The organism is Antrihabitans stalagmiti (genome assembly GCF_016482825.1).
Lineage (GTDB): Bacteria > Actinomycetota > Actinomycetes > Mycobacteriales > Mycobacteriaceae > Antrihabitans > Antrihabitans stalagmiti.
Genome location: NZ_JAEMNV010000002.1, coordinates 1 through 24753 on the forward strand (window position 1 = coordinate 1; position 24753 = coordinate 24753).

General features: G+C 64.7%; 21 protein-coding genes and 2 tRNA genes. 8 read left to right on the forward strand and 15 right to left on the reverse strand.

Annotated elements, in window-relative coordinates; translation table 11 throughout:
* Positions 1-78 precede the first annotated feature (78 nt).
* The 4 genes from JGU71_RS04540 to JGU71_RS04555 all read right to left on the reverse strand — a co-directional run bounded on the left by JGU71_RS04540 (position 79) and on the right by JGU71_RS04555 (position 2699).
* A tRNA-Glu gene (locus tag JGU71_RS04540) sits at positions 79-151 on the reverse strand.
* A gap of 98 nt (positions 152-249) precedes the next feature.
* A tRNA-Gln gene (locus JGU71_RS04545) sits at positions 250-321 on the reverse strand.
* A gap of 117 nt (positions 322-438) precedes the next feature.
* On the reverse strand, positions 439-1920 hold the full coding sequence (gltX, locus tag JGU71_RS04550; protein ID WP_199702880.1) for a glutamate--tRNA ligase: 1482 nt from the start codon (positions 1918-1920) through the stop codon (positions 439-441).
* Positions 1920-2699 carry a fumarylacetoacetate hydrolase family protein gene (locus JGU71_RS04555; RefSeq protein ID WP_199702881.1) on the reverse strand — a complete coding sequence of 260 codons (780 nt, stop codon included), beginning with the start codon at positions 2697-2699 and terminating at the stop codon, positions 1920-1922. The genes gltX and JGU71_RS04555 overlap by 1 nt, the downstream gene beginning before the upstream one ends.
* Positions 2700-2843: 144 nt before the next feature.
* On the opposite strand from JGU71_RS04555, the gene JGU71_RS04560 reads away from it, so the two are divergent.
* Complete coding sequence (locus JGU71_RS04560) at positions 2844-4037, forward strand: MFS transporter (RefSeq protein ID WP_199702882.1); 1194 nt, start codon at positions 2844-2846, stop codon at positions 4035-4037.
* Here JGU71_RS04560 and JGU71_RS04565 read toward each other — a convergent pair.
* The 5 genes from JGU71_RS04565 to JGU71_RS04585 all read right to left on the reverse strand — a co-directional run bounded on the left by JGU71_RS04565 (position 4034) and on the right by JGU71_RS04585 (position 10321).
* Positions 4034-5047 (reverse strand): 3-isopropylmalate dehydrogenase, encoded by a 1014-nt coding sequence (locus JGU71_RS04565; protein ID WP_199702883.1) that lies wholly within the window; start codon positions 5045-5047, stop codon positions 4034-4036. The two genes, JGU71_RS04560 and JGU71_RS04565, sit on opposite strands and share 4 nt — an antisense overlap.
* 59 nt (positions 5048-5106) lie before the next feature.
* Positions 5107-6702 (reverse strand): phosphoglycerate dehydrogenase, encoded by a 1596-nt coding sequence (gene serA, locus JGU71_RS04570; protein ID WP_199702884.1) that lies wholly within the window; start codon positions 6700-6702, stop codon positions 5107-5109.
* A 111-nt stretch (positions 6703-6813) separates the two neighbouring features.
* Positions 6814-7815: a ketol-acid reductoisomerase gene (gene ilvC, locus JGU71_RS04575; protein WP_199703558.1), complete on the reverse strand. Its 1002-nt coding sequence runs from the start codon at positions 7813-7815 to the stop codon at positions 6814-6816.
* A 77-nt stretch (positions 7816-7892) separates the two neighbouring features.
* On the reverse strand, positions 7893-8396 hold the full coding sequence (ilvN, locus tag JGU71_RS04580; protein WP_199702885.1) for an acetolactate synthase small subunit: 504 nt from the start codon (positions 8394-8396) through the stop codon (positions 7893-7895).
* A complete protein-coding gene (locus tag JGU71_RS04585) occupies positions 8393-10321 on the reverse strand; it encodes an acetolactate synthase large subunit (protein WP_199702886.1) in 1929 nt (642 codons plus the stop codon). The genes ilvN and JGU71_RS04585 overlap by 4 nt, the downstream gene beginning before the upstream one ends.
* A 307-nt stretch (positions 10322-10628) precedes the next feature.
* Between JGU71_RS04585 and JGU71_RS04590 the strand changes: the two genes are divergently transcribed.
* A complete protein-coding gene (locus tag JGU71_RS04590; RefSeq protein ID WP_199702887.1) occupies positions 10629-11159 on the forward strand; it encodes a PH domain-containing protein in 531 nt (176 codons plus the stop codon).
* A 66-nt stretch (positions 11160-11225) separates the two neighbouring features.
* Positions 11226-13070: a dihydroxy-acid dehydratase gene (gene ilvD, locus JGU71_RS04595; protein ID WP_199702888.1), complete on the forward strand. Its 1845-nt coding sequence runs from the start codon at positions 11226-11228 to the stop codon at positions 13068-13070.
* Between the two features lie 63 nt (positions 13071-13133).
* Here ilvD and JGU71_RS04600 read toward each other — a convergent pair whose 3' ends face one another.
* Positions 13134-14000 carry a DoxX family protein gene (locus tag JGU71_RS04600; protein ID WP_199702889.1) on the reverse strand — a complete coding sequence of 289 codons (867 nt, stop codon included), beginning with the start codon at positions 13998-14000 and terminating at the stop codon, positions 13134-13136.
* 146 nt (positions 14001-14146) lie between these two features.
* Here JGU71_RS04600 and JGU71_RS04605 point away from each other — a divergent pair, with 146 nt between their 5' ends.
* Positions 14147-15295, forward strand: coding sequence for a PQQ-dependent sugar dehydrogenase (locus JGU71_RS04605; RefSeq protein ID WP_199702890.1), 1149 nt, complete (start codon positions 14147-14149; stop codon positions 15293-15295).
* Between the two features lie 75 nt (positions 15296-15370).
* Here the strand turns inward: JGU71_RS04605 and gatB are convergent, their stop codons facing one another.
* On the reverse strand, positions 15371-16876 hold the full coding sequence (gene gatB, locus JGU71_RS04610; protein ID WP_199702891.1) for an Asp-tRNA(Asn)/Glu-tRNA(Gln) amidotransferase subunit GatB: 1506 nt from the start codon (positions 16874-16876) through the stop codon (positions 15371-15373).
* Positions 16877-16954: 78 nt separating this feature from the next.
* Entirely contained in the window at positions 16955-17557 is a 603-nt protein-coding gene (locus JGU71_RS04615) for a TIGR03086 family metal-binding protein (RefSeq protein WP_199702892.1), read from the reverse strand.
* Between the two features lie 94 nt (positions 17558-17651).
* On the opposite strand from JGU71_RS04615, the gene JGU71_RS04620 reads away from it, so the two are divergent.
* Positions 17652-18707 (forward strand): helix-turn-helix transcriptional regulator, encoded by a 1056-nt coding sequence (locus tag JGU71_RS04620; RefSeq protein WP_199702893.1) that lies wholly within the window; start codon positions 17652-17654, stop codon positions 18705-18707.
* On the opposite strand, the gene JGU71_RS04625 is transcribed toward JGU71_RS04620, so the two are convergent.
* From JGU71_RS04625 to JGU71_RS04635, 3 genes are read right to left on the reverse strand one after another with little or no spacing between them, the layout of a single operon-like run.
* Positions 18677-19708 (reverse strand): ATP-dependent 6-phosphofructokinase, encoded by a 1032-nt coding sequence (locus JGU71_RS04625; RefSeq protein ID WP_199702894.1) that lies wholly within the window; start codon positions 19706-19708, stop codon positions 18677-18679. The two genes, JGU71_RS04620 and JGU71_RS04625, sit on opposite strands and share 31 nt — an antisense overlap.
* 34 nt (positions 19709-19742) lie before the next feature.
* Positions 19743-20405, reverse strand: coding sequence for a response regulator (locus tag JGU71_RS04630; RefSeq protein ID WP_199702895.1), 663 nt, complete (start codon positions 20403-20405; stop codon positions 19743-19745).
* Positions 20406-20414: 9 nt separating this feature from the next.
* Positions 20415-21578 (reverse strand): sensor histidine kinase, encoded by a 1164-nt coding sequence (locus tag JGU71_RS04635; RefSeq protein ID WP_199703559.1) that lies wholly within the window; start codon positions 21576-21578, stop codon positions 20415-20417.
* A 240-nt stretch (positions 21579-21818) separates the two neighbouring features.
* Between JGU71_RS04635 and JGU71_RS04640 the strand changes: the two genes are divergently transcribed.
* From JGU71_RS04640 to JGU71_RS04650, 3 genes are read left to right on the forward strand one after another with little or no spacing between them, the layout of a single operon-like run.
* Positions 21819-22484: a hypothetical protein gene (locus tag JGU71_RS04640; protein WP_199702896.1), complete on the forward strand. Its 666-nt coding sequence runs from the start codon at positions 21819-21821 to the stop codon at positions 22482-22484.
* The gene (locus JGU71_RS04645) at positions 22481-23875 is read left to right on the forward strand and encodes an alpha/beta-hydrolase family protein (protein ID WP_199702897.1); all 1395 of its coding nucleotides are present in this window, start codon (positions 22481-22483) and stop codon (positions 23873-23875) included. The genes JGU71_RS04640 and JGU71_RS04645 overlap by 4 nt, the downstream gene beginning before the upstream one ends.
* 10 nt (positions 23876-23885) lie before the next feature.
* A complete protein-coding gene (locus tag JGU71_RS04650; protein ID WP_199702898.1) occupies positions 23886-24749 on the forward strand; it encodes an aminoglycoside adenylyltransferase domain-containing protein in 864 nt (287 codons plus the stop codon).
* The last annotated feature ends 4 nt before the right edge of the window (positions 24750-24753 follow it).

The window sequence follows — 24753 nt, forward strand, 5'->3', positions numbered from 1 at the left end:
GGCAGACGGTGATGTGGTGGAAATGAGAAAGACCCCGTGACCCTGCATTTCTGCTGGTCACGGGGTCTTTGCCCGTTGTAGCCCCGACGGGATTCGAACCCGCGCTACCGCCTTGAGAGGGCGGCGTCCTAGGCCGCTAGACGACGGGGCCAGGAACTTCTGCTTGTGGAAAGCTCAGCCAGCTTAACTGGCTATTGCTCGGCGACAAAATCGCTCCGATTGCGGCGATCTCTCGCCTGCAACTTACCGCTGGGGTACCAGGACTCGAACCTAGAATGGCGGTACCAGAAACCGCTGTGTTGCCAATTACACCATACCCCAATGGCCTTCGCCGCCTGCTTCGCTGTGGTTCTCGCGAGGCTGCTTTGTGGCCGATCAAGAGGGTACCAAAGGGGTCCCCGATATCCACAAACCAGCAGGTCGGCGAAGGTTTTTCGACTACTGTTCGACCGCAACGCCCGCCCGTGCCGAGCGCAGCCGCGCCAGCGTCTTGTCTCTGCCGAGCAATTCCATCGACTCGTACAGTGGCGGGCTGATGTGGCTGCCCGTGACGGCGACGCGTACCGGGGCGAATGCCTTGCGCGGTTTGAGACCCATTTCGTCGATCAGCGTCTCTTTGAGGGCGGTTTCCAGCGTCGGCGTCGTCCACTCGGTGACACCGTCCAACGTTGTGATGGTCGCGTCCAGCACGGGCGCCGAATCGGCGCCGAGATTCTTGGCTGCCGCCGCTGGATCGATCGCGAAGTCCGAGTCGTCGACATAAAGAAACTTCAACAGGTCCCACGCATCGGACAGAACGACGATGCGGGTTTGCACCAACTCCGCTGCGGTGGCGAACACTTCGGCGTCGACGTCGTCCGAAATGTGGCCGTGCTCGACCAGGAACGCGCGCAACCTGACGGTGAAATCGGCCGGATCCAGCAACCGAATGTGCTCGGCGTTGATGGAGTCGGCCTTCTTGAGGTCGAATCTGGCCGGATTGGAATTGACCTTCGACACATCGAACGCGACGACCATCTCGCCGAGGGAGAACACGTCACGATCCTCGGCGATGCTCCACCCGAGCAGCGCGAGGTAGTTGAGCAGACCCTCCGGAATGTAGCCGCGGTCGCGGTGAACGAAAAGGCTCGACTCGGGATCACGCTTCGACAGTTTCTTGTTGCCCTGACCCATGACGAACGGTAGGTGCCCGAACTCGGGTGTGAAGTCGGCGACTCCGATCCGTTGCAGCGACTCGTACAGCGCCAATTGCCTTGGCGTAGAGGACAAGATGTCCTCGCCGCGCAGCACGTGTGTGATCTTCATCATCGCGTCGTCGACAGGGTTGACGAGTGTGTACAACGGTTCGCCGTTGCCACGGGTCAATGCGAAGTCCGGAACCGTCCCGGCACGGAACGTCGTTTCGCCGCGCACGAGGTCGGTCCAGGAGAGGTCGTGATCGGGCATCCGCAGCCGGACGACGGCACCGCGTCCTTCGTCGAGGAACTGCTGGCGCTGCTCCGCGGTGAGCTCGCGGTCGAAGTTGTCGTAGCCGAGTTTCGGGTCACGTCCGGCAGCCTTGTGCCGGGCTTCGACTTCCTCTGGCGTGGAGAAGGATTCGTACGCCTCCCCCGCCTCCAGCAATTTCGCGACGACGTCGAGGTGAAGGCCGCGGCGCTGCGATTGCAGGTACGGCTCGTAGGGTCCACCGATTTCGGGGCCCTCGTCCCAATCGAGTCCGAGCCAGCGCAACGCGTCGAGAATCGCCTGGTAGGACTCTTCGGTGTTGCGCGCTGCGTCGGTGTCCTCGACTCGGAAGACGAACGTACCGCCGTGATGACGCGCGAAGGCCCAGTTGAACAGTGCGGTGCGCACAAGTCCGACGTGCGGCGTTCCCGTCGGTGACGGGCAAAAGCGAACGCGGACAGCAGGTGTGGTCATTACTTGCCCTTCTTGGCAGCTGCCGGATTGCTGAGGGTTCCGATACCCTCGATCGTGACCGACACGGTCTGCCCAGCTTCGATAGGACCGACACCCTCGGGTGTGCCGGTGAGAATCACGTCGCCCGGTAGCAGTGTCATCACACTGCTGATCCATTCGATGATCTTCGGAATGTCATGCAGGAAAAGGGATGTGCGGCTGTTCTGCTTGACGACGCCGTCGAGCTCGGTCGTGATCTCGAGATCGGAGGCATCGATGTTCGTTTCGATCCAGGGACCGAGCGGGCAGAACGTGTCGTAGCTCTTGCCGCGCGTCCACTGACCGTCGTGACGCTGGTGATCGCGCGCGGTCACATCGTTTGCGACCGTGTAGCCGAGTACCACGTCGAGAGCTTTCGCCGCCGCGACGTCTTTGCACGGCCGTCCGATGACGACGGCAAGCTCACCCTCGTAGTCGACCTGATTCGAGTTGGCAGGCAACAGAATCGGCGCATTGGGGCCGACGATCGAAGTGTTCGGCTTGAGGAAGATCACCGGATCCTTCGGCGCCTCGCCGCCCATCTCCGCAGCGTGGGCGGCGTAGTTCTTGCCGACGCAGATCACCTTGCTTGCAAGGATCGGGGCGAGCAGGCGAACGTCGGCGAGCGGCCAGGACCGTCCCGTGAACGTGGGAGTACCGAAGGGATGTTCGGCGATTTCCTTTGCAATCCGTTCGTCGCCGTCCCCCTCGATACTCACGAAAGCGACACCGTCCGGACTGGCAATTCGACCAAGGCGCATGGATGAAGTCTATCGACCGAGGTAGCGCACCCGTTAGCGGCGTCGAGGTCCGTCGGCTTCGGGTGTAGTGTCGACACCGTATCCATATTGTAAGACTTTCATCCCATAGAATGAGACACCAAACCAGCACCGAATCGAGGCAGCATGGACCACACGGGAGAAGTCGGTAGCACTCGCAAATGGTCCATGCTCGCGCTCGGCGTCTTCGGCCAATCCACGAGTTCGCTGTTCGTGCACGGCTCCGCCTTTCTCATACCTGCGTTGCACGCCGACGGACTCAGCCTTCCGATGGCAGGTCTGCTCGTTGCCATGCCGACCGTCGGAATCGTGCTCGCTCTGATCGCGTGGGGCGTCGTCGTCGACAGAATCGGCGAGCGCCGCGTCCTCGTCATCGGCTTGGGATCGATGTGCCTGGCCGCGACAGCAGCCGTCTTCACGTCCTCCTACATTGCGCTCGGAGCCTTCCTGCTGCTTGGTGGAATCGCTGCCGCAAGTACCAATTCCGCAAGTGGCCGCGTCGTCGTCGGCTGGTTCCCCGTCAATCGTCGCGGGTTCGCTATGGGCATCAGACAGATGTCCCAACCACTCGGCGTCGCGATCGGCGCGCTCGCGATTCCGACGGTCGCCACGGCACACGGTGTACCCGCCGCACTCGCCGTTCCTGCCGTGATGGCCGGGATCGCCGCCATCGGCTGCGGCATCGGAATCATCGACCCACCCCGACCGTCCAAGGTCGACGCTGCCAAGTCGGGTCTGCTGAACAACCCCTACCGCGGCGATTCGACGCTGCTGCGAATCCACTCCGTCTCGGTGTTGCTCGTCATTCCCCAGGCTGCGGTGTGGACGTTCGCTCTCGTCTGGCTGACGCAGGACCGCGGTTGGTCGCTGCCTGCCGCAGGGGCCTTGATCACCGGTACCCAATTGCTAGGAGCGGCGGGCCGAATCGGCGCAGGAGCATGGTCGGATCTGCTGGGCAGCAGAATGCGACCGCTGCGCTATGTGGCGATCGCGGCAGCGGTGACGATGGCCGCGCTTGCCTTGACCGACTGGATCGACTGGGCAGTCGCGATCCCGATCTTGGTGATCGCGTCGGTCGTCACCGTCGCCGACAACGGTCTGGCGTTCACAGCGGTCGCCGAAATAGCCGGACCCTATTGGAGCGGAAGAGGTCTCGGGATCCAGAACACCGGGCAGAATTTGGCGTCGTCCGCCGTACCGCCGTTGTTCGGCACGCTGATCGTCGCAACGAACTATCCGACGATGTGGCTCGTCACGGCACTGATCGCCGTCGTTGCGGTGCCGCTGGTTCCGAAAGACCCAGCGGCCGCGACGACCTAGAGCGAGGCTGCGATGCGGTCGCCGACCTCGACCGTATCGATCGCCGCCCCCGGCTCCCGCGAGGCGAGGTCCGCGGCCACCGCATCGGCGACCTTGGCAGCCTCCGCTGTGCGACCGAGGTGATCGAGCAACAACGACACGGACAGAATGGCTGCCGTCGGGTCTGCCTTCGACTGGCCGGCAATGTCCGGCGCGCTGCCGTGTACCGGTTCGAACATGCTCGGGTTGGTACCGGTCGCATCGATGTTTCCGCTTGCGGCCAAACCGATTCCGCCCGTAACCGCGGCCGCGAGATCGGTGATGATGTCGCCGAACAGGTTGTCGGTGACGATCACGTCGAAGCGGCCTGGATCGGTCACCATGTGGATCGTCGCTGCATCGATGTGCTGGTAGGCGACCTCGACGTCAGCGAATTCGGCCGCAACTTCGTCGACCGTCCGCTGCCACAGCGAGCCTGCGAACGTGAGGACGTTCGTCTTGTGCACGAGCGTGACGTGCTTGCGGCGAGCCTGAGCCTTCGCAAACGCATATCGCACAACACGTTCCACGCCGAAGCGGGTGTTGGTGCTGACCTCGGTAGCAACCTCGTGCGGTGTGCCGACCCGAATTGCGCCGCCGGTTCCGGTGTACGGGCCTTCGGTGCCCTCGCGGACCACGAGGAAGTCGATCGCCGGGTTGCCGTTCAGCGGTCCGACGACTCCGGGGAACAATTTCGACGGGCGCAGGTTCACGTGATGATCGAGCGCAAACCTGGCGCGCAGCAACAGACCTCGTTCGAGTACGCCGCTCTGCACCGACGGATCGCCGATGGCGCCGAGCAGTATCGCCTCGTGCTGACGCAATTCGGCCAACACCGAATCGGGCAGCAGTTCGCCCGTCGCGTTGTAGCGCCGAGCACCGAGGTCGTACTCCGTCGTCTCGACGTCCGGCACGACAACGCGCAGCGACTTCAGTGCCTCGGCGACGACCTCGGGACCGATGCCGTCGCCCGAAATAACGGCGAGCTTCATAGCTGTTGCCTCACTTGATTTTTCCCAGCTCGATTGGTGCCAGCTCGATTGGTGCCGGCTCAGGACAGGTCGACGAGCTCGATCATCGAAGCACCGACGGCTGCTGTGATCGCAGTTTCGACCTCACTTGGCACCGTGCGGTCGATGCGGAGCAGGATGATCGCGCCCGGACCTTCGGCGTCCTGACTCAGCTGTGCGGCCTGGATGTCGATGCCGGCTTCGCCGAGCAGGGTGCCGATCTTGCCGAGCGCGCCAGGCTCGTCGTTGTAGTGGACGACGAGGTTGAGGCCCTCGGCGCGAAGATCGAAGTTGCGGCCGTTGATGTTCACGATCTTCTGGACCTGCTTGGGTCCGGTGAGCGTGCCCGACACGTTGATGACCGAACCGTCGCCGTAGACAGCACGCAGGTCGGCGACGCTCCGGTGGTTGGGGCTCTCCGATGCCTTGGTGAGTTCGGCCGTCACACCACGCTCGGCGGCGAGCGACGGCGCATTGACGAACGTGACGGCATCTTCGATGACAGCGGAGAAAAGTCCGCGCAGTGCCGAAAGCTTCAGGATTTCGACGTCCTCGGACGCCAACTCCCCCAGCACATCTACCGAAATACTGACCGGAAGTTCCTTCGACAGTGCACCGAGCAGAACGCCCTGCTTGCGGACGATCTCGAGCCACGGTGCGACTTCCTCGCCGACCGCGCCACCGGAGACGTTGACGGCGTCGGGAACGAATTCGCCTGCGAGAGCCAGCAATACGGACTTCGCGACGTCGGTACCCGCACGGTCCTGCGCCTCGCTCGTCGAGGCACCCAGGTGCGGCGTCACAACGACCTGCGGCAGCTCGAAAAGCGGGCTGTCAGTGCAGGGCTCGGTCTCGAAGACGTCGAGGCCTGCCGCGCGTACGTGACCGGACTTGATAGCCTCGGCGAGTGCTGCCTCGTCGACGAGTCCGCCACGTGCGGCGTTGACGATGACGACACCCGGCTTGGTCTTCGCGAGGTTCTCCTTGCCGATGATGCCCTTGGTCTCGGGGGTCTTCGGCAGGTGGACGGAAATGAGGTCGGCGCGGGAAAGCAGCTCGTCGAGGCTGACCAGCTCGATGCCGATCTGGGCCGCGCGGGCAGGCGACACGTAGGGGTCGTACGCGATGACGTGGGTTTCGAACGCGGCGAGGCGTGCGGCGAAAAGCTGCCCGATCCGGCCGAGGCCGACCACGCCGACCGTCTTGCCGAAGATCTCGACACCGTTGAACTTGCTGCGCTGCCAGGTGTGTTCACGCAGCGTGGCGTCCGCGGCGGGGATCTGACGCGCTGCGGCGAGCAGCAGGGTCACCGCGTGCTCGGCAGCGGTGTGGATGTTGGAGGTCGGTGCGTTGACGACGAGCACACCACGCTCGGTCGCCGCGGGCACGTCGACGTTGTCGAGTCCGACACCGGCGCGGGCGACGATCTTCAGATTGGTTCCGGCGGCGAGAACTTCGGCATCGACGGTCGTCGCCGAACGAACCAGCAACGCGTCGGCCTCAGGAACGGCCGCGATGAGGGCGGGGCGATCAGGACCGTCGACCCAGCGAACCTCGACGCCGTCTCCAAGCGCCTCCACGGTCGACTGGGCAAGCTTGTCGGCGATCAGGACAATGGGGCGGCCTGGCTGGCTCACGTGATGGACTCCCGAGTAGGCGTGGCGAATTCGTTGAACAGCTTAGCTTCGAGGTTGTGCGCGGTTGCCGGGTCCATGGACCCGGCAACCGCGCACAGGGCGCGTAGCGCCTTATGCGGTCTCGGTGATCGGACGATCGACCCAGCTCATGAGTCCACGCAGCTGCTTGCCGGTGACCTCGATGGGGTGCTCGGCATTCGCCTTGCGCAGACCTTCGAGTTCGGTGTTGCCGTTCTCGACGTTCGCGACGAGGCGACGGGTGAACTCGCCGGACTGAATGTCGGCCAGAATCGCCTTCATGCGCTCCTTGGTTCCGGCGTCGATGACGCGCGGACCCGAGAGGTAGCCGCCGAACTCCGCGGTGTCGGACACCGAGTAGTTCATGCGAGCGATGCCACCCTCGTACATGAGGTCGACGATGAGCTTGAGCTCGTGCAGCACCTCGAAGTACGCCATCTCGGGCGCGTAGCCTGCCTCGACCATCACCTCGAAGCCCGTCTTGACCAGTTCTTCGGTGCCGCCGCAGAGCACGGCCTGCTCACCGAAGAGGTCGGTCTCGGTCTCTTCCTTGAACGTGGTCTTGATGACGCCGGCGCGGGTGCCGCCGATGCCCTTCGCCCACGAAAGAGCAAGCGCCTGGCCTTCGCCCTTGGGGTCCTGATCGATGGCGATGAGTGCCGGAACACCCTTGCCGTCGACGAACTGACGACGCACGAGGTGGCCGGGGCCCTTCGGCGCAACCATGCCGACGGTGACGTTGGCCGGAGCCTCGATCAGCTTGAAGTGGATGTTGAGTCCGTGTCCGAAGAAGAGGGCGTCGCCGTCCTTCAGGTTCGGCTCGATGTCTTCCTTGAAGATGGCGGCCTGAGCGGTGTCCGGTGCGAGCACCATGATGACGTCTGCCCACTCGGAAACCTCGGCCGGAGTGCCGACGGTGAGGCCCTGCTCCTCGGCCTTCGCCCGCGAGTTCGAGCCTTCTTTCAGGCCGACGCGGACGTCGACGCCGGAATCACGCAGGCTCAGCGAATGCGCGTGCCCCTGGCTTCCGTAGCCGATCACCGCGACCTTGCGGCCCTGGATGATCGACAGATCGGCATCGTCGTCGTAGAACATCTCGACTGCCACTTTGGTTGGTTTCCCTTCTCCGTTTACAACTGTGTGCGTGTGCTGACGTTTTTTCAGAAAAAGCTTTAGCGCGCTGCGGTGATGGACTTGTGTCCACGCCCGACTGCGACAACTCCGGACTGCACGATCTCTCGAATTCCGAACGGTTCGAGCATTCGCAGCAACGCATCGAGCTTCGACCGGGTACCGGTCGCCTCGATGGTCAACGCGTCGGGCGACACGTCGATGACCTTCGCGCGAAAGAGCGTAACTGCCTCGATGACGGCGGTCCGCACGCTGGCGTCGGCGCGGACCTTGACGAGAATCAGTTCGCGAGCAACCGAGGTGTCGGTGTCCTGCTCGACGATCTTGATCACGTTGATCAGCTTGTTGAGCTGCTTCGTCACCTGTTCGAGCGGCGAATCCTCGACGGTCACGACGATCGTCATGCGCGAGATATCCGGAATCTCCGTGCCCCCCACCGCAAGTGATTCGATATTGAATCCGCGACGCGAGAACAGAGCGGCCACCCTGGCCAACACTCCGGGCTTGTCCTCGACGAGCACGCTGAGCGTGTGGCTCGTCCTCACTTCGTATCCTCCTGCACTGCTTGGGGTCGGTCCATCGCGGCGTGGATGACCGACGGCTCCGCAACAAGTTCGTCGTCGTCGAACAGCGGCCGGATGCCCCTGGCCGCCATGATCTCGTCGTTGCTCGTGCCTGCGGCGACCATCGGCCACACCTGAGCGTCGGCGCCGACGATGAAGTCGATGACGACGGGCTTGTCGTTGATCGACTGCGCTTCGCGGATTGCGGCTTCGACGTCTTCTTCACGCTCGACGCGAATGCCGTGGCAGCCGTAGGCATCCGCGAGCTTCACGAAGTCGGGGATCCGCAACGAGTGGGTGCCGAGGTCGGTCTGGGAGTAGCGCTCCTCGTAGAAGAGGGTCTGCCACTGCCGGACCATGCCGAGGTTGCCGTTGTTGATGACGGCAACCTTGATCGGGATGCCTTCGACCGTGCAGGTGGCCAGTTCCTGATTGGTCATCTGGAAGCAGCCGTCGCCGTCGATCGCCCACACCTCTTTTTCGGGTGTGCCCATCTTGGCGCCCATGGCAGCGGGAACGGCGTAGCCCATCGTGCCGAGACCACCCGAGTTGAGCCACGTGCGCGGCTTCTCGTAGCGGATGAACTGTGCGGCCCACATCTGGTGCTGGCCGACGCCCGCGCAGTAGACCGCATCCGGACCCGCGAGGCGTCCGATCTCGGAGATCACGAATTCGGGTGAAAGCGAACCGTCGGCCGGGCGATCCCAGCCGAGCGGGTAGCTCTTGCGAACGCCGTCGAGGTACTCCCACCACTTGCTGATCTCGATCTTCGAACCGGTCGCCTGGTCGGCGCGGATCGCTTCGATCAGTTCGGAGATCACCTCGCGGCAGTCGCCGACGATCGGCACGTGCGCGTGGCGATTCTTGCCGATCTCGGCCGGGTCGATGTCGGCGTGGATGACCTTCGCATCCGGTGCGAAGGAGTCGAGACGACCGGTCACCCGATCGTCGAAGCGGGCACCGAGCGTGATCAGCAGGTCGCTGCGCTGCAGTGCCGCGACGGCGGCAACCGTTCCGTGCATGCCTGGCATGCCGCAGTTCAGATCGTGGCTGTCCGGGAACGCACCGCGCGCCATCAACGTGGTGACGACTGGGATGCCGGTCAACTCGGCCAGTTCCAACAGCTCGGGTGAGGAGTCGGACTTGATGACGCCACCACCGACGTAGAGCACCGGCGCCTTGGCATCCATGATCAGCCGAGCCGCTTCGCGGACCTGCTTGCCGTGCGGCTTTGTGACAGGACGGTAGCCGGGCAGTCGCATCTCGGGCGGCCACGTGAACGTGGTCTGCGCCTGCAGCACATCCTTCGGGATGTCGACGAGCACCGGGCCCGGACGACCCGACGAGGCCAGGTAGAACGCCTCGGCCATGATCCGCGGGATGTCGACGCCGTCGGTGATCAGGAAGTTGTGCTTCGTGATCGGCATCGTGATGCCGGAGATGTCGGCTTCCTGGAAAGCGTCGGTGCCGATCATCGGCCGCGGGACCTGACCTGTGATGGCGACGATCGGAACCGAATCCATGTTGGCGTCGGCGATCGGGGTCACGAGGTTGGTCGCTCCCGGTCCGGACGTCGCCATGCAGACGCCGACCTTTCCGGAGGACTGCGCGTAGCCGGTTGCGGCGTGGCCTGCGCCCTGCTCGTGGCGAACGAGCACGTGGCGGACCTTCTTCGAATCGAAGAGTGGGTCGTAGACAGGAAGTACCGCACCACCCGGAATGCCGAATACCACGTCGACGTCGAGTTCCTCCAGCGCGCGAACGACCGACTGCGCGCCCGTGACACGCTCGGGCGGAAGTTGACGGCGGTTGATCGGCGATGCGGCTGGTGCCGCTGGGGTCGACTGGGGAGCCGATGGCGTCGACCTGCGGGTTGTCGGCCCCGGTCGTGCGGTGGGTGCGCTCACTTTGGTGCTTCCTTCGTGCGTCGCGTTGTACTGATCAGGTCTCGAGCTCTGGGCGGGTCGAAAAAGGAAATTGCCCTTAACAGCAAAAAGCCCTCGACAGCCATGCTGTTCGAGGGTGGCGCGTCATGCGTGCGAGTTGATAATCGACTCAGGCTGTTGCCTTCACGCGCAGACGCGCCGGCCGATTACGAGCAACTCATTTCGTTTCACGCGCTCGACGGTAGGCGTGAGTACGCCGAAGAGTCAAACCTGTGACGACGCCGTCCCATTATGTGGGAACAATCCGTTGTAATGCGAAGATGTTGGTGTGTCATCACCGCATAAGTCCGTGCCACCACAGTCATCGTCCCACACTGCCGACGGCAGCAATGTCGACGGGGCTGCGGTCGAGCAGGCACCATATGTCATAAGAATCACCCGACTTTCCCTGGTCGCGGCGTTCATGCTGCTGATTTGCGTCAGCTTCCCCGCCCTCGGCTGGCCCGCTGCGCTCGGCTGGCTGTTCCTGCTGCCGATCGGCGTCACGGTGTGGATTTTGCGAAACCAGACCACGGTCACCTCCTCGGGTCTGGAGACCCGCAGTGTGTTCGCTGCCAAATCGATCCCGTGGACCGACATCAAAGGCGTGCGATTCCCGAAGCGCGGCTGGGCACGGGCCGACCTGATCAGCGGCAAGGAAAGCGTCCTGCCTGCCGTAGGTTTCGATCGTCTGCAAGAATTGGCAGAGGCCTCGGGCGGGCGAATCCCCGATCCGTATGCCGCAGTCCCGGACGTCGTCGAGTCGAACCATGATTCGGACCCGGAAGAGAATTCGGAGTCACCGCGCTCGTCCGAGTAACCGGTGTCGGGCCCTCGGCATCCGCGCGCGCTCCGTCAGTGCATGCTCTATCCGAAGAAGGTCGCTATGCCTCCACTCAGATCACGTACGACAACGGTCGGCCGCAATGCTGCGGGCGCGCGCGCCCTGTGGCGCGCGACAGGAATGACCGACTCCGATTTCGGTAAGCCGATCGTTGCGATCGCGAACTCGTACACGCAGTTCGTACCCGGTCATGTGCATCTGAAGAACGTCGGCGAGATCGTCGCCGACGCCGTCCGCGCTGCGGGTGGCGTGCCTCGCGAGTTCCACACCATCGCAGTCGACGACGGTATCGCGATGGGCCACGGCGGCATGCTGTACTCGCTGCCTAGTCGCGAGATCATCGCCGACTCCGTCGAATACATGGTCAACGCGCACACCGCCGACGCACTCGTGTGCATCTCCAACTGCGACAAGATCACCCCCGGAATGCTCAATGCCGCTATGCGACTGAATGTTCCGACGGTGTTCGTCTCGGGCGGACCGATGGAGGCCGGCAAGGCCGTCGTCGTCGGCGGCGTCGCACAGGCCCCGACCGACCTCATTACCGCGATCTCCGCGAGCGCCAACGACGCGGTGTCCGAAGACGGGTTGTCGGAAGTCGAGCGCAGCGCGTGCCCGACGTGTGGCTCGTGCTCGGGCATGTTCACCGCCAACTCGATGAACTGCCTCACCGAGGCACTCGGACTTGCACTGCCCGGCAACGGTTCCACCCTGGCGACCCACGTCGCACGCCACGCCCTCTTCGACCGTGCGGGAACCACCGTCGTCGAGGCAGCGCTCAAGTACTACCGCGACGACGACGAGAGCGTCCTGCCTCGAAACATCGCTACACACAAAGCTTTTCGCAACGCGATGGCGCTCGATGTGGCAATGGGCGGGTCGACCAACACGGTGTTGCACATCCTCGCGGCAGCGCAGGAAGGCGAGGTGCACGGCTTCGACCTCGCCGAGATCGACGCCATCAGCCGCGGTGTTCCGTGCCTGTCGAAGGTCTCGCCCAACTCCGATTACCACATGGAGGACGTACACCGCGCCGGCGGAATCCCCGCGATCCTCGGCGAACTACGCCGTGCCGGACTGCTGGAGACCGACGTCTCGACCGTGCACACGGCCAGTTTCGACGAGTGGCTCGACACCTGGGACATCCGCTCCGGCAGGGCATCCGACGAAGCGATCGAACTGTTCCACGCGGCTCCGGGAGGGGTCCGTACCGTGGAGCCGTTCTCGACCGACAACCGCTGGTCCTCGCTCGATGTCGACGCGGCCGGTGGGTGCATCCGCGATTTCGACCACAAGTACACCGTCGAAGGCGGACTAGCCGTGCTGCGCGGCAACCTCGCACCCGACGGCGCGATCATCAAGACCGCGGGCATCGACGAAGAACTGTGGAACTTCCAGGGTCCGGCGCGCGTCGTCGAATCCCAGGAGGAAGCGGTCTCGGTGATCCTCGGCAAGAAGATCCAGCCTGGCGACGTGCTTGTCGTCCGATACGAGGGACCCGCGGGCGGGCCCGGCATGCAGGAGATGCTGCATCCGACCGCATTCCTCAAAGGTTCGGGCCTCGGCCGCAAGTGCGCCCTCATCACCGACGGCCGCTTCTCCGGCGGTTCGTCGGGGATTTCGGTCGGCCACATCTCCCCCGAAGCTGCGGGTGGCGGTGCAATCGGCCTTGTGCAAGACGGTGATCAGGTGTTGATCGACGTCGTGACCCGCCGGTTGGAACTCCTTGTCGACGACGAGGTCCTCGCCGAGCGACGCGCCAAGATGGAGGCCTCGGAACGGCCGTGGCAGCCGGTCGGTCGTGAGCGAACAGTCACAACGGCGTTGCGCGCCTACGCGGTGCTCGCCTCGTCCGCGGACAAGGGTGCGGTGCGCAGAATTCCGTGATGCGTCGAGCGCATAGCTGTGCAGGCAGATTCGAGTCGTTTTTCCTGAACAGCTATGCACTCGTCAGACGAACGGATTTCCCCCGCGCAGGAAAATCCACGTGCAAGCAGCGGCAGCAACTGCGGCGAACAGTGCAAGTAGCGACCCGACGTAGGGCCGTGTCGCCCAACCGCGGCCACCGTCCACCGCGTACTTGCCCGGACCGGTCAGAATGATGGCCGCTGCGCCGATCATGAGCAGCGTCTCGTATTCGGGCCCGTTCGGCGCTGTGAACTGCAGTCCGTGCTCAGCGCCCTGGCGTGCCAACCACGCGTTGATAATCACGGCGAGCACAGCGCCCGCGGCCAACGGTGTTGCGAGCCCGAGGATCAGCAGCGAACCGCCCGCCAACTCCCCGACCGTGAGCAGAATCGCGCACAGGCGCGGCTGCTCCCAGCCCATCGCGTCGAGTGCGTCACGCATGCCGTCCAGACCCGGTCCACCCCACCACCCGGTCAGTTTCTGCAGTCCATGAAAAACGAACAGAGCGCCGACACCGACCCTGAGCAGCAGCAGTCCCAGATCGAGGGTGCCCCTCCCGCGCAGTTCGTCCTCATCGACCTGCCTGTTGCGCCTGCGTGTTTTCGTCGCAACAGCCGCGGCGGGGGCCGCGCTGGTGTCGGGTTCGAATGCGTACTGCTTCTGCATAGGAATCGAGGGCGACGAGTCCTCGAACGCGTATTGCTTGCGACTTGGTTCGTCGTCGAAGTCGGGCCGATAGGTCGGTAGCTGTTGCGTCGGATCGATGTCGAGATCGTCGTCGGTCTGCGGAAAGTTGCGACCCGCAACCGGCAACTTCTCGGTCGGCGCGTCGTACGGACTCCCCGCGGCGCGTCCGGTCGGCGGCACGTCGGCAGGCAGATCCGACTTATCCCGTGGCGTTTCGGTCACGCATCGAGACTAGGTCTCACAGCCGTTGTCTCCACGTCTTTACCATGCCGACGCGCCGGTTCGATCTCTCACGGACGTTTCCTCGCACGATGTTCTCGGCGGACCCCTTTCACGCACGCGCAGTGTTGTTTCCGTAACGTGAAGCCATGACGTTGGCTTCACCGGGGGCGCGAATGCGGCCCGCACGCAGGCGACGCGGAGTCACCGCCGTATCGGCCCTGCTCCTGCTCGTCCTGACGGGATGCGCACGATTCGACGACGCTGCGTCCAGCCCGTTCAGCCCAGAGCCGACCGCGGGACCCGCGGAAGTCGGCCCACGCACCGACAGACCACCGACGTCGACGTCACGTCCACCACGTCCGAGCGGGCCGTGCATCGACCCGGACCCCAACGTCGTCGCCACGTGCCTCGACACGACAGGCGGAATCGTCGTGTTGCCCGACGGCTCGGGCGCGCTCATCGCCGAACGCCGCACCGGCCGCATCCTGCGCGTCGCACCCGAACTGCCTGCCGCGGAGATCGCCCGCATCGACGTCGACGGGTCGAGCGACGGCGGATTGCTGGACTTGGCACTCTCGCCGACGTTCCTCGAAGACGGCTTGATCTACGCCTACATCACAACCGGCAGCGACAATCGGGTCGTTCGAATCGCCGCTGGCGACACACCCAAGCCGGTGCTCGAAGGCATTCCGCGCGGCGCGACCGGCAACGCGGGGGCGCTCGACTTCGTCAACGAGAACGAACTCGTCGTGTTGACGGGCGACGCCGGAAACCCAGCTGCCGCAGCCGATCCCGGCTCGCTCGCCGGCAAACTGCTACGCCTCGATCGGCCCAATGTCGGCCAGCCCGCCACACCTCGAGTTGTGGTGTCTGGCATCGGAGTTGCCGGCGACGTCTGCCTGGAACCGGGTGGAACGATCTGGGTCACCGACCGCACAGGCGTCGAAGATCGTCTGCAGAAGGTGAACCCGGAGGGCGCCGTCTCGTCGGCATGGACGTGGCCCGACCGACCCGGCGTCGCGGGATGTGCGGCCGGAAGCGGCGTTGTCGCAGTCGCATTGACCGGCGCCAGGGCTGTCGCCATGATGACCGTCGACCAGGGCACGGGGTCGATTACGGCGGCGCCGACATTGCTCGCCCAGAATCAGTACGGCCAACTCGGCGGAGCGACTCCCGGACCCGATGGAGCGATCTGGGTGGGAACGGTGAACAAGACCGGCGGCGAGCCCGGCCCGAACGACGATCGGGTCGTTCGGATACCGCTACCCGGCGACGGTGGCGGCGGTCCGGATTAGGACGAGGCGGCTACGCCGCTCGTGAGTCTTTTCTTCAGGTTCCGCCCTGAAGAAAAGACGCACGAGCCGTAGGTCTCAGGCGCAGGCCTCCAGGACCAATTCACGGACCCGAGCCGCGTCGGCTTGCCCGCGCGTCGCCTTCATGACGTCACCGACGATCTTGCCCGCAGCTGCAACCTTGCCGCTGCGGATCTTCTCCGCGATGTCCGGGTTGGCGGCGAGGGCAGTGTCGACGGCTTCCTTGAGTGCCGAGTCGTCGCGAACGACGCCGAGGCCGCGGGCCGCGATGATCTCCTCGGGAGTGCCCTCACCTGCGAGCAGACCGTCGATGACCTGACGAGCACCCTTGTTGTTGACCTTGTCCGCCGCGACGAGAGCGATCACGGCCGCGACCTGCTCGGGGGTGATGGGCAGTGCGTCGAGTTCGACGCCTCGCTCGTTCGCCTTCTCCGACAGATACGCGACCCACCACGAACGAGCCGCAGCAGCGGGAGCACCGGCATCGACGGTGGCGATGATCAGATCGATGGCACCAGCGTTGACGAGGTCGCGCATAACCTCGTTGGACAGCGCCCACTCCTCCTGGATGCGCGCACGACGCAGCCACGGCAGCTCCGGAATCGTCGCACGGAGCTCCTCGATCCACTCTGCATCGGGGGCAACGGGTTCCAGATCGGGTTCGGGGAAGTAGCGGTAGTCCTCGGCGGTCTCCTTCCGGCGTCCAGCCGACGTCGTCCCGTCGGCCTCCTGGAAGTGTCGTGTCTCCTGAACGACTTCGTCGCCGGCGTTCAAAACCGCTGCCTGACGCCGCATTTCGTAGCGAACCGCAACTTCGACGCTCTTGAGCGAGTTGACGTTCTTCGTTTCGGTGCGCGTGCCGAACTCCTTGGCGCCGATCTTCATCAGCGAGACGTTCGCGTCACATCGCAGCGAACCCTGGTCCATCCTGACGTCGGAGACGCCGAGGGCCTTGAGCAGATCACGCAGCGCCGTGACGTAGGCGCGGGCGACCTCGGGAGCGCGCTCGCCCGTGCCTTCGATCGTCTTCGTCACGATCTCGACCAACGGGACGCCTGCCCGGTTGTAATCGAGCAGTGAATGGCTGGCTCCGTGGATACGTCCGGTCGCACCGCCGACGTGCAACGACTTGCCGGTGTCTTCTTCCATATGCGCGCGCTCGATCTCGACGCGGAAGGTGCTGCCGTCGTCGAGGACGACGTCGAGGTAGCCGTCCGTCGCGATCGGCTCGTCGTACTGGCTGATCTGGTAGTTCTTCGGCTGGTCCGGGTAGAAGTAGTTCTTGCGCGCGAAGCGACCCCACGGCGTGATCGAGCAGTTGAGCGCCAAGCCGATACGGATCGCCGATTCGACGGCGGTCGCGTTGACGACCGGCAGCGACCCCGGCAAGCCGAGGCACACCGGGCAGACCTGCGTATTGGGCTCGGCACCGAACTCGGTCGGGCAGGCGCAGAACATCTTGGTCTGGGTACCGAGTTCGACGTGAACTTCCATGCCGAGAACGGGTTCGTAGGTGGCGAGCACATCGGCGTAGTCGACGAGATCGACCGTTGCGGCAGTCATGCAGCACAGTTTATGCGGCGGGAGACGAACGACTGGCCGGGGGCGGATGCCCCCGACCGGTCAGCCGACCCGCAGACCTCAGGCGGTCCAGTGCGGGTCGCGGCCGAGGTAGCGCAGGAACGTGTCCTCGGCGCCGGCTTCCCCCTTCGACTCGACGATGGCCGCGTAGACGCCGTAGTTCCGCAGCGGCTCGACGATTTCCCGAGCAACCGCAAGTAGCTGTGCGGACAGTTCGTCACCAAGCGGTGACGGCGCTCCGATCGCGCGGGCGATGTCCCAGGCGTGCACGGCGGCGTCCAACGCGCAGGCGCCGGAGGCGATCTCGACGGGCAACTCGCCGTGCGGGAGCGGAGTCGGAGCGGTTGCACGATCGTCGGCCACATCGGCCCACGCCGAGGCGGTCGGGGCGATGGCGTCGCGAACCAGATCGGTTGCACTGCCGTCGATCGCACCCGACGGCGAGAACGGGTCGTAGGTGGGTCCGTCGCCGACGCCGAGCGCCGACGCGTAGGCGAGTTGGTCAGCCGCGGCGTGCTGGACGACCTGGGTCACCGTCCACTCCGAGCAGGGTGTCGGGAGGTCCCACTGGTCGTCGCCGATTGCGTCGACCGTGGTCTGCAGTGCGCGATGAGAAGCGGCGAGAGCGGTGCGCCAGTCGAGGTTTGCGGTGGTGTCGGTCATGTCGTAACCCTTTCGTCGTGTTCTTCCTTCTGTAAACAGCTTAAATTGCTATTAGGCTAGTTTCGTTCCTAATACATCGGAGGATCGGAAAATTATGGCGGAAACGGCGATACGGGTCCTGCGACTGCTGTCGCTGCTGCAGGACCAGCACATGCTCACCGGCCGCGAACTCGCCGAGCGACTCGGCGTCAGCGACCGCACCCTGCGCAACGACATCGCCAGGCTGCGCGACCTCGGCTATCCCATCCACGGCGGTCGGGGGTCGGTCGGCGGGTACCGCCTCGGCCACGGCACGAAGATGCCACCGCTACTGCTCGACGACGACGAGGCCGTCGCCGTTGCCGTGGTGATCGGACTTGCCGGCGACGGGTCGACGGGTGTGGCCGACATCGAGCAGAGCTCGGCGACAGCACTGGCAAAACTCGAGCAGATTCTGCCGAAGCGGTTGCAGCGCAAAGTGACTGCGCTGCGCAGTGCCACCGCGATCGGTCCGGCGACGACGGGTTCACGCGAGCCGGACGCACCCGTTGCCGCCGCGACCCTGACCGCACTCGCCGGTGCGATACGCGACAACGCGACGGTGACCATCAGCGTCGACGGCAACGACACCGCGACGGACATCGAGCCCTATCGCCTCGTCAACTGGCAGCGACGCTGGTACCTGGTCGCCTACGACCTCGGCAGCCATCGCTGGCGCGCCTATCCGGTGGCTCGGGTGCAGCGTGCTGCGGTTGGCAGCAGACGCTTCGGTCCGCGTGGCCTACCCGAAGACGACCTCGTCGCCTTCGTCCTGCGCGAGGTCGCGTCGACCGGATGGAAGGTGCACGCTCGCGTCACGGTGCTCGCGGCGGCGGAGACAGTGATCGACCGCATCAATCCGGCGGTCGGCGTTGTGGAGGCTGTCGACGCGGAGACCAGCATCCTCGTCACGGGTGCGGACACGCTGGAAACGATCGCGATCTACCTGAGCATGCTCGGCATGGACTTCCGTGTCGACGGTCCACCGGAGCTCGTGGACCACATCAAAACCCTGGCCCGCAGATACGAGGGCGCTACGCGCCTCGTGAGCACTTTCGGAGCGCCCGACCGCCGAAAAGACTCACGAGCGGCAAAGCCGCATCACCCGAAAAATGCCGCCGCATCGTCGTAACGAGACTGCGGAACCCGCTTGAGCTGCCGTGTTGCATCCGCGAGCGGGACCAGACTGATCTCGGTTCCCCGCAGCGAAACCATGTTGCCGAACGCACCGGCGTGCGCAGCATCGACGGCATTGACGCCGAAGCGGGTGGCCAGCACCCGGTCGAACGGGGTCGGCGTGCCACCACGCTGGACATGCCCGAGCACCGTCGTCCGGACCTCCTTGTTGATCCGCCGCTCGATCTCCACACCGAGTTGCTGCGCGACCCCGGTGAATCGTTCGTGACCGAACTCGTCGATGCCACCTTCGCGCAGCGTCATCGACTCCGGCGCGGGGTGTGCACCCTCGGCAACGACGCAGATGAAGTGCGACATCCCACTCTGAAAGCGCTTCTTGACCAGCGCACAGACCTCGTCGACGTCGAACGGCTGCTCGGGAATCAACGTCATGTGCGCGCCCGAAGCCAGCCCCGAATGCAGCGCGATCCAACCGGCGTGGCGGCCCATCACCTCGACCAACATCACCCGCTGATGAGACTCCGCCGTGCTGTGCAACCGGTCGATCGCCTCGGTAGCAATGGTCAGCGCCGTATCGAATCCGAAGGTGACGTCCGTGCAGTCGATGTCGTTGTCGATCGTCTTGGGGACCCCGACGACGGCGACGCCCTCCTCAGCCAGCCAGTGGGCCGCCGTCAGCGTGCCCTCACCGCCGATCGGAATCAGCACGTCGATGCCGTTGTCGTCGAGCGTCTGCTTGATCTGATCGATCCCGGCGCGCAACTTCTCAGGATTGGTACGCGCCGTTCCGAGCATGGTGCCGCCCTTGGTGAGCAGCCTGTCGTTGCGATCGTCGTTCTGCAACTGGACCTTTCGATCCTCGAGCAGACCTCGCCAACCGTCGTTGAAGCCGACGATACTGTCGCCGTAGCGTCCGTTCGCAGTCCGCACGACCGCCCGAATCACGGCGTTGAGTCCTGGACAGTCGCCACCACCGGTGAGCACTCCGATACGCATGGCCCTTATCTTGCCCGCTCGGTGCCCAACATGCTCAGCCTGGCGTGACGACGCCCGTTTCGTAGGCGAGTACGACGGCCTGCGCGCGGTCACGCAGGTTCAACTTGGAGAGCACCTTGCCGACGTGAGTCTTGACCGTTTGCTCGGCGACGAAGAGTTTCGACGCGATCTCGGTATTCGAGAGCCCCTTCGCGATCAACTCGAGCACTTCGCGTTCCCGCGGGGTGAGAGATCCGAGTGCAGCAGATTCCACCTTCGGTGTCGATCGGCGCCGCGTGACGTCGGCGATCAGCCTGCGGGTGACGGTCGGCGCGAGCAGCGCCTGACCGTCGGCGACGACGCGAACCGCCCTGATCAGTTCTTCGGCAGGTGCGTCCTTGAGCATAAACCCGCTGGCACCGATCCGAAGAGCCTCGTAGACGTAGTCGTCGATGTCGAAGGTCGTCAGCATCAGCACCCGGACCGGCGGTTCGAGCCCCGACGACAGGATCGCCCTCGCTGCGTCGAGACCGTTCATCTCCGGCATCCGCACATCCATCAGGACGACGTCGGGTCGGAGCCGCTTGACCTCGGCGACCGCGACCCGGCCGTCCGGCGCATCGCCGATCACACTGATATCCGGCTGAGCCGACAGGAGCGCTCCGAAACCCTGGCGGACCATCGCCTGGTCGTCTGCGATCAGCACCGTTATCGTCACCGCCCCACCCTAGGCGGTGCGTCCCGCCAACCCGGCGACCGTGTAGGTCGCAACGGGAAGCTGTGCCCTGACCTCGAATCCACCGTCGCCGCGTGGCGCTGCGGTGAGAAGCCCGCCGACCGACAGTGCCCGGTCCGTCATTCCGCCGATGCCGCTGCCACCGGTGTCGCCTGCACGTGTCGAGACCGTCGTCCGCGGCTTACCGTTGACGACGCTGACCGAGACGAGCGACATGCCGTACTCGACGACGACCTCGACCGGCGCACCACCGGCATGCCGCGAGGCATTCGACAGCGACTCCTGCAGGATGCGATAGACCGCGAGACCCGTTGCATCCGAGACGTTCTCGGGCTCTCCGGAGATTGCCCAGACGATCGGAACACCCGCGCGACGACTGCCTTCGAGCAACTCCTGGATTTGATCGGTTCCCGGTTGCGGCGCCAGGTCGCGACGTTCGCCGTCGCTCCTGAGCACACCGAGCATGCCGCGAATCTCGTTGAGCGCCTCGCGTGCGGTCGCACCGATCGATTCGAATTCGGCCCGTGCGGCAGGTGACACATCCGCGACGCGATAGGGCGCACTTTGGGCTTGGACGACCACGAGTGACATGTGATGAGCGACGACGTCGTGCAGATCGCGGGCGATGCGCGCCTTCTCCTCGAGGATCGTGCGCTTGGCGCGCTCGAGGTCGCTGACCTCCTCCTGCTTCGCGAGTTGGCGGCGCGAGAGCACCAACCACCGGATCAAGAGGCCGATCACGACGTAGGACGTCAGCGCGACGGTCCAGCCCGCGCGCTGGTCGGCACCCATGTTGCCGACGAACAGGATGACCGTGGAGATCCAGGCCACGCCGACGATCGGGAAGGCTGCGCGCAAGCTCACCGCAAAGAGCAGCGGCAGAATGACGATGATGTGGACGACCTGCCACGGGATGGTGTTGTAAGGCTGCGACTCGAAGGCTGTCGACACGATCAGCGCGGACAGCGCCGAGATTGCCCACCCCAGTGCTGGATTCGCCCTGATCAGCAGAAAGGGTGCAACAGCGAGTGCAGCGATGATCGGCTGTACCGCCGCCGGCACGTTGTGCGTTAGGTGCAGTGTCGGCCACGCGACCGAATACAGGATCAGCGTCACCGCCACGATCGTCACGTCGAGCCACATACTCCAGCTCATACGCTTGACGTGCGGCTTAGCCGCTCTGGCAACACCACCTGCTGCCCGCGTGACAGCTCGACCGCTTCTTCTCACACCTCGACACTAGGAAGTCCCGTTCCCACCTGTCGTCATACCCAGGGGTGATATCGACGCGGCACCGCGGTATCACCCGGACCAGGTGCGCCGGTCTCGACGCCGAGTGCGGTCGGCCCCACAGGGTGATGTGCAGGCGCGCAGGCCATTTCTATCTTTCCTGTCATGGCCGAAACGACGTGGATGAACAGAGCAGCCGCTGCCGCGGCAATCCTCACCGTGACCACCGCTGTGCTCACCCCGGTGGCGGGAGCGGCGAGCACGGCGACACCGACACACGAGAACCGAATTGCTGCAGCAGCTATCGACACCGTCACCGCACCCGATGTCACGCCTTCGACGGCGGCGGCGGCGATTCCGGCGGACTTCGCAGCTGTGCTCGGCTACCAACCGGTGGTGATCGACGGCATGCTGACCGACCCGGACGGTGACTGCTCGTCGCCGGTGACGTTGCCCGTCGAGTTCGACACCGCCTGCAAGGCACACGATCTCGGCTACGACCTGCTCCGCTACGCCGAGAAGTCGGGTGCGGAACTCGGCACTTGGGCAAGGATTGCGGTCGACGAACAGCTCGGTCGGCGGATGCACGACGTCTGCGGCGAACGCGAGTCGACCACAGGGCGATTCGGGTGTTACGCAATGGCGGACATCGCAGCCGGCTTCGTCGATGCCAACTCCTGGCGGCAAGGGTACGTCAGTCCGCGGCCGGAGCCGCTCGGCTCCTATCTGATCGCCGTGCTCGTCGCCATGTTGCTTATGTTGTCGCCCAGGGCTTTCCGCGTCCTTCGGCAGAGCACGCAGCAGTTCGGATACCGATCGGTGTCGGCATGACCGCAACTGTCTCGTCGGCGGTGCGACCGCTGCAGCACGCGAAGACGCTTGCAGGGTCGCTCGCGATACCGCGTGTCGAGGTGAGTGTAGGCGTCACTGCGATGGTGTTGGTTTCCCTTGCGCCAGGACTACTTCCGCGTGCGGCGGCGATGCAGGCAGTGCTTTCCGGAATGCTCGGTGCGCTCGGTCTGGTGTTGGCCGCGCTGCTCGGGTTTGCCCTGCGTACCCTCCGTGTTGGTCCCGCAGCCGGTGCAACGCGGCGGACCGTGACGGCTGTGGGCATCGGAACAGTTGTGATATCGGCACTCGGTGCGAACGAGTGGCAGAACCGACTGCGGTCGGCGATGTCTGCCGAACAGATCGGAGCAGGCTACTGGATTCAGGTTGCCGCAGGTTCGGCACTGATCATGCTGCTGCTGTACGTGATTGCGGCCGCACTCCGCGCACTCGCGCGTCGGCTCGGCATCGTCCGGGGTGTGACGCTGGCTATTGTCGGGACAGCGGCCGCAGTGACGTACGGCGTTCCCGTACTGGTCGACTGGCGTACCGACACCTATCGGGCCGCCAACGCCGAAATCGATTCGAGTCTCCACCAACCTGATTCGGCGACCCGATCAGGTAGTCCGTATTCATTCGCGTCCTGGCAGGCGTTGGGTGCCGAAGGTCGCAAGTTCGTCGCGACCGCTACGAATCCCGGAACCGACAGCGTTCGCGTCTATGCCGGTATCGATTCCGCTGCCGATCTGCACGACCGTGTGGCCATCGCGGTCGACGAGTTGCAACGATCAGGCGGCTTCGAGCGTTCGAACATCGTCGTCGCGATACCGACCGGCAGCGGCTGGATCGACGACAATGCGGTCCAGGGTTTCGAGACCCGCTTCGGTGGCGACGTCGCCATCGTCGGTGTGCAGTATTCGTACGCTCCGAGTTGGGCAACATTCGTCTTCGGCCGAAGTGCGGCAGAGGAATCCGCGCGGACGCTGTATACAGCTGTCGCCGACCGCGTCGCACAACTGCCGATACACGATCGTCCCAAGCTCTACCTCTACGGCCAAAGCCTCGGAGCGATCGGCGGCAGCGCGGCATTGGCAGGGGGTGCCGTCGAACCGTGCGGAGCGTTGTGGGCCGGTCCGCCCGCAGGCGGGGTCGAGCGCGAGGGTGCGACGATTCTGGCGAACAGTTCCGACCCGGTCGTCCGATGGTCGTCGGATCTGCTGTTCCATCGCCCGGAACCAACCGGGACGCATGCGGATGCACCGATGCCGCCGTGGCTACCGGTGGTGAGTTTCGTGCAGACAACGGTCGACCTGTTGTCTGCGCTCGATGCGCCCGCAGGTCACGGCCACCGCTACGGAACCGAGCAGGGAACGGCAATGCCGGGGTGTGAGTAGGGTCGAGGAGATGAGCGACCGATCCGCGGTGACCAGCTCCGAGCGCTACGGCCCTGTCGTCGGTACCTACCTCGACGATCTGGTGGCTGCTGCACGAACTGTGCTGGGGCACAACATGTTCGGCTTCTACCTCACTGGATCGCTCGCGCTCGACAACTACCTGCATGGCCGCAGCGACATCGACGTTGCGATTGTCGTCGAGAAAGAATTGTCCACCGACGAGAAGTCGGAAGCTGTGCGCGAACTACGTCACAACTGTTTGCCCTGCCCAGCTCGGGGTCTGGAATTGGTTGTGTATCAGGCAGATACGATCAGGTCCGCATCGTTGGAACCAGCCTTCGAGCTCGAACTCAACGACGGCCCAGCCATGCCGTTCCGCGTCAACATCTCACCTCTCGACCGTGACCCGGCCGACGGCCTCTTCTGGTACACACTCGACCGCGACATCGTCGCGCAACGTGGGGTCGCGCTGATCGGCCCACCCGCCGCGGAAGTCTTCGGCGCACTCTCCGCCGCCGACCTCCGAACGGCAGTCACCGCGGCGTTGAACTGGCACGCGCACAGCAGCATCGGCAGTGCGGAACTCGAGAGTGCGGAATTCCAGAGCGCGGAATTCCAGAGCGCGGAATTCGAGAATGCCGTGCTGAACGCCTGCCGCAGTCTCGTCCGGGTCGAAACCGGCCGGTGGCACGGCAAAACCGAGGCGGGCCAACAGGCACTGGAGCTGGACCTACCCGACGATCAGGCGTCAGCTGTCCGTCGTGCCGTTCGACAACGTATGGGCGCCACCGACCCTGAAGACACGGGCGCGACCGCCGATGCAGCTGGATTCGTCGGCTACATCCGCGATCGCATCGCGTCAGGAATCGAGTGAAGGA

What these genes read in the sequence shown, in the direction of transcription:
- JGU71_RS04635 (WP_199703559.1), bottom strand. Translation starts at nt 21,578, where the DNA reads ATGAGCTGGAGTATGTGGCTCGACGTGACGATCGTGGCGGTGACGCTG.
- ilvC (WP_199703558.1), bottom strand. Translation starts at nt 7,815, where the DNA reads ATGTTCTACGACGACGATGCCGATCTGTCGATCATCCAGGGCCGCAAG.
- gatB (WP_199702891.1), bottom strand. Translation starts at nt 16,876, where the DNA reads ATGACTGCCGCAACGGTCGATCTCGTCGACTACGCCGATGTGCTCGCC.
- JGU71_RS04645 (WP_199702897.1), top strand. Translation starts at nt 22,481, where the DNA reads ATGACCGCAACTGTCTCGTCGGCGGTGCGACCGCTGCAGCACGCGAAG.
- gltX (WP_199702880.1), bottom strand. Translation starts at nt 1,920, where the DNA reads ATGACCACACCTGCTGTCCGCGTTCGCTTTTGCCCGTCACCGACGGGA.
- JGU71_RS04615 (WP_199702892.1), bottom strand. Translation starts at nt 17,557, where the DNA reads ATGACCGACACCACCGCAAACCTCGACTGGCGCACCGCTCTCGCCGCT.
- JGU71_RS04620 (WP_199702893.1), top strand. Translation starts at nt 17,652, where the DNA reads ATGGCGGAAACGGCGATACGGGTCCTGCGACTGCTGTCGCTGCTGCAG.
- JGU71_RS04555 (WP_199702881.1), bottom strand. Translation starts at nt 2,699, where the DNA reads ATGCGCCTTGGTCGAATTGCCAGTCCGGACGGTGTCGCTTTCGTGAGT.
- JGU71_RS04640 (WP_199702896.1), top strand. Translation starts at nt 21,819, where the DNA reads ATGGCCGAAACGACGTGGATGAACAGAGCAGCCGCTGCCGCGGCAATC.
- ilvD (WP_199702888.1), top strand. Translation starts at nt 11,226, where the DNA reads ATGCCTCCACTCAGATCACGTACGACAACGGTCGGCCGCAATGCTGCG.
- JGU71_RS04605 (WP_199702890.1), top strand. Translation starts at nt 14,147, where the DNA reads ATGACGTTGGCTTCACCGGGGGCGCGAATGCGGCCCGCACGCAGGCGA.
- JGU71_RS04650 (WP_199702898.1), top strand. Translation starts at nt 23,886, where the DNA reads ATGAGCGACCGATCCGCGGTGACCAGCTCCGAGCGCTACGGCCCTGTC.
- JGU71_RS04560 (WP_199702882.1), top strand. Translation starts at nt 2,844, where the DNA reads ATGGACCACACGGGAGAAGTCGGTAGCACTCGCAAATGGTCCATGCTC.
- JGU71_RS04625 (WP_199702894.1), bottom strand. Translation starts at nt 19,708, where the DNA reads ATGCGTATCGGAGTGCTCACCGGTGGTGGCGACTGTCCAGGACTCAAC.
- JGU71_RS04565 (WP_199702883.1), bottom strand. Translation starts at nt 5,047, where the DNA reads ATGAAGCTCGCCGTTATTTCGGGCGACGGCATCGGTCCCGAGGTCGTC.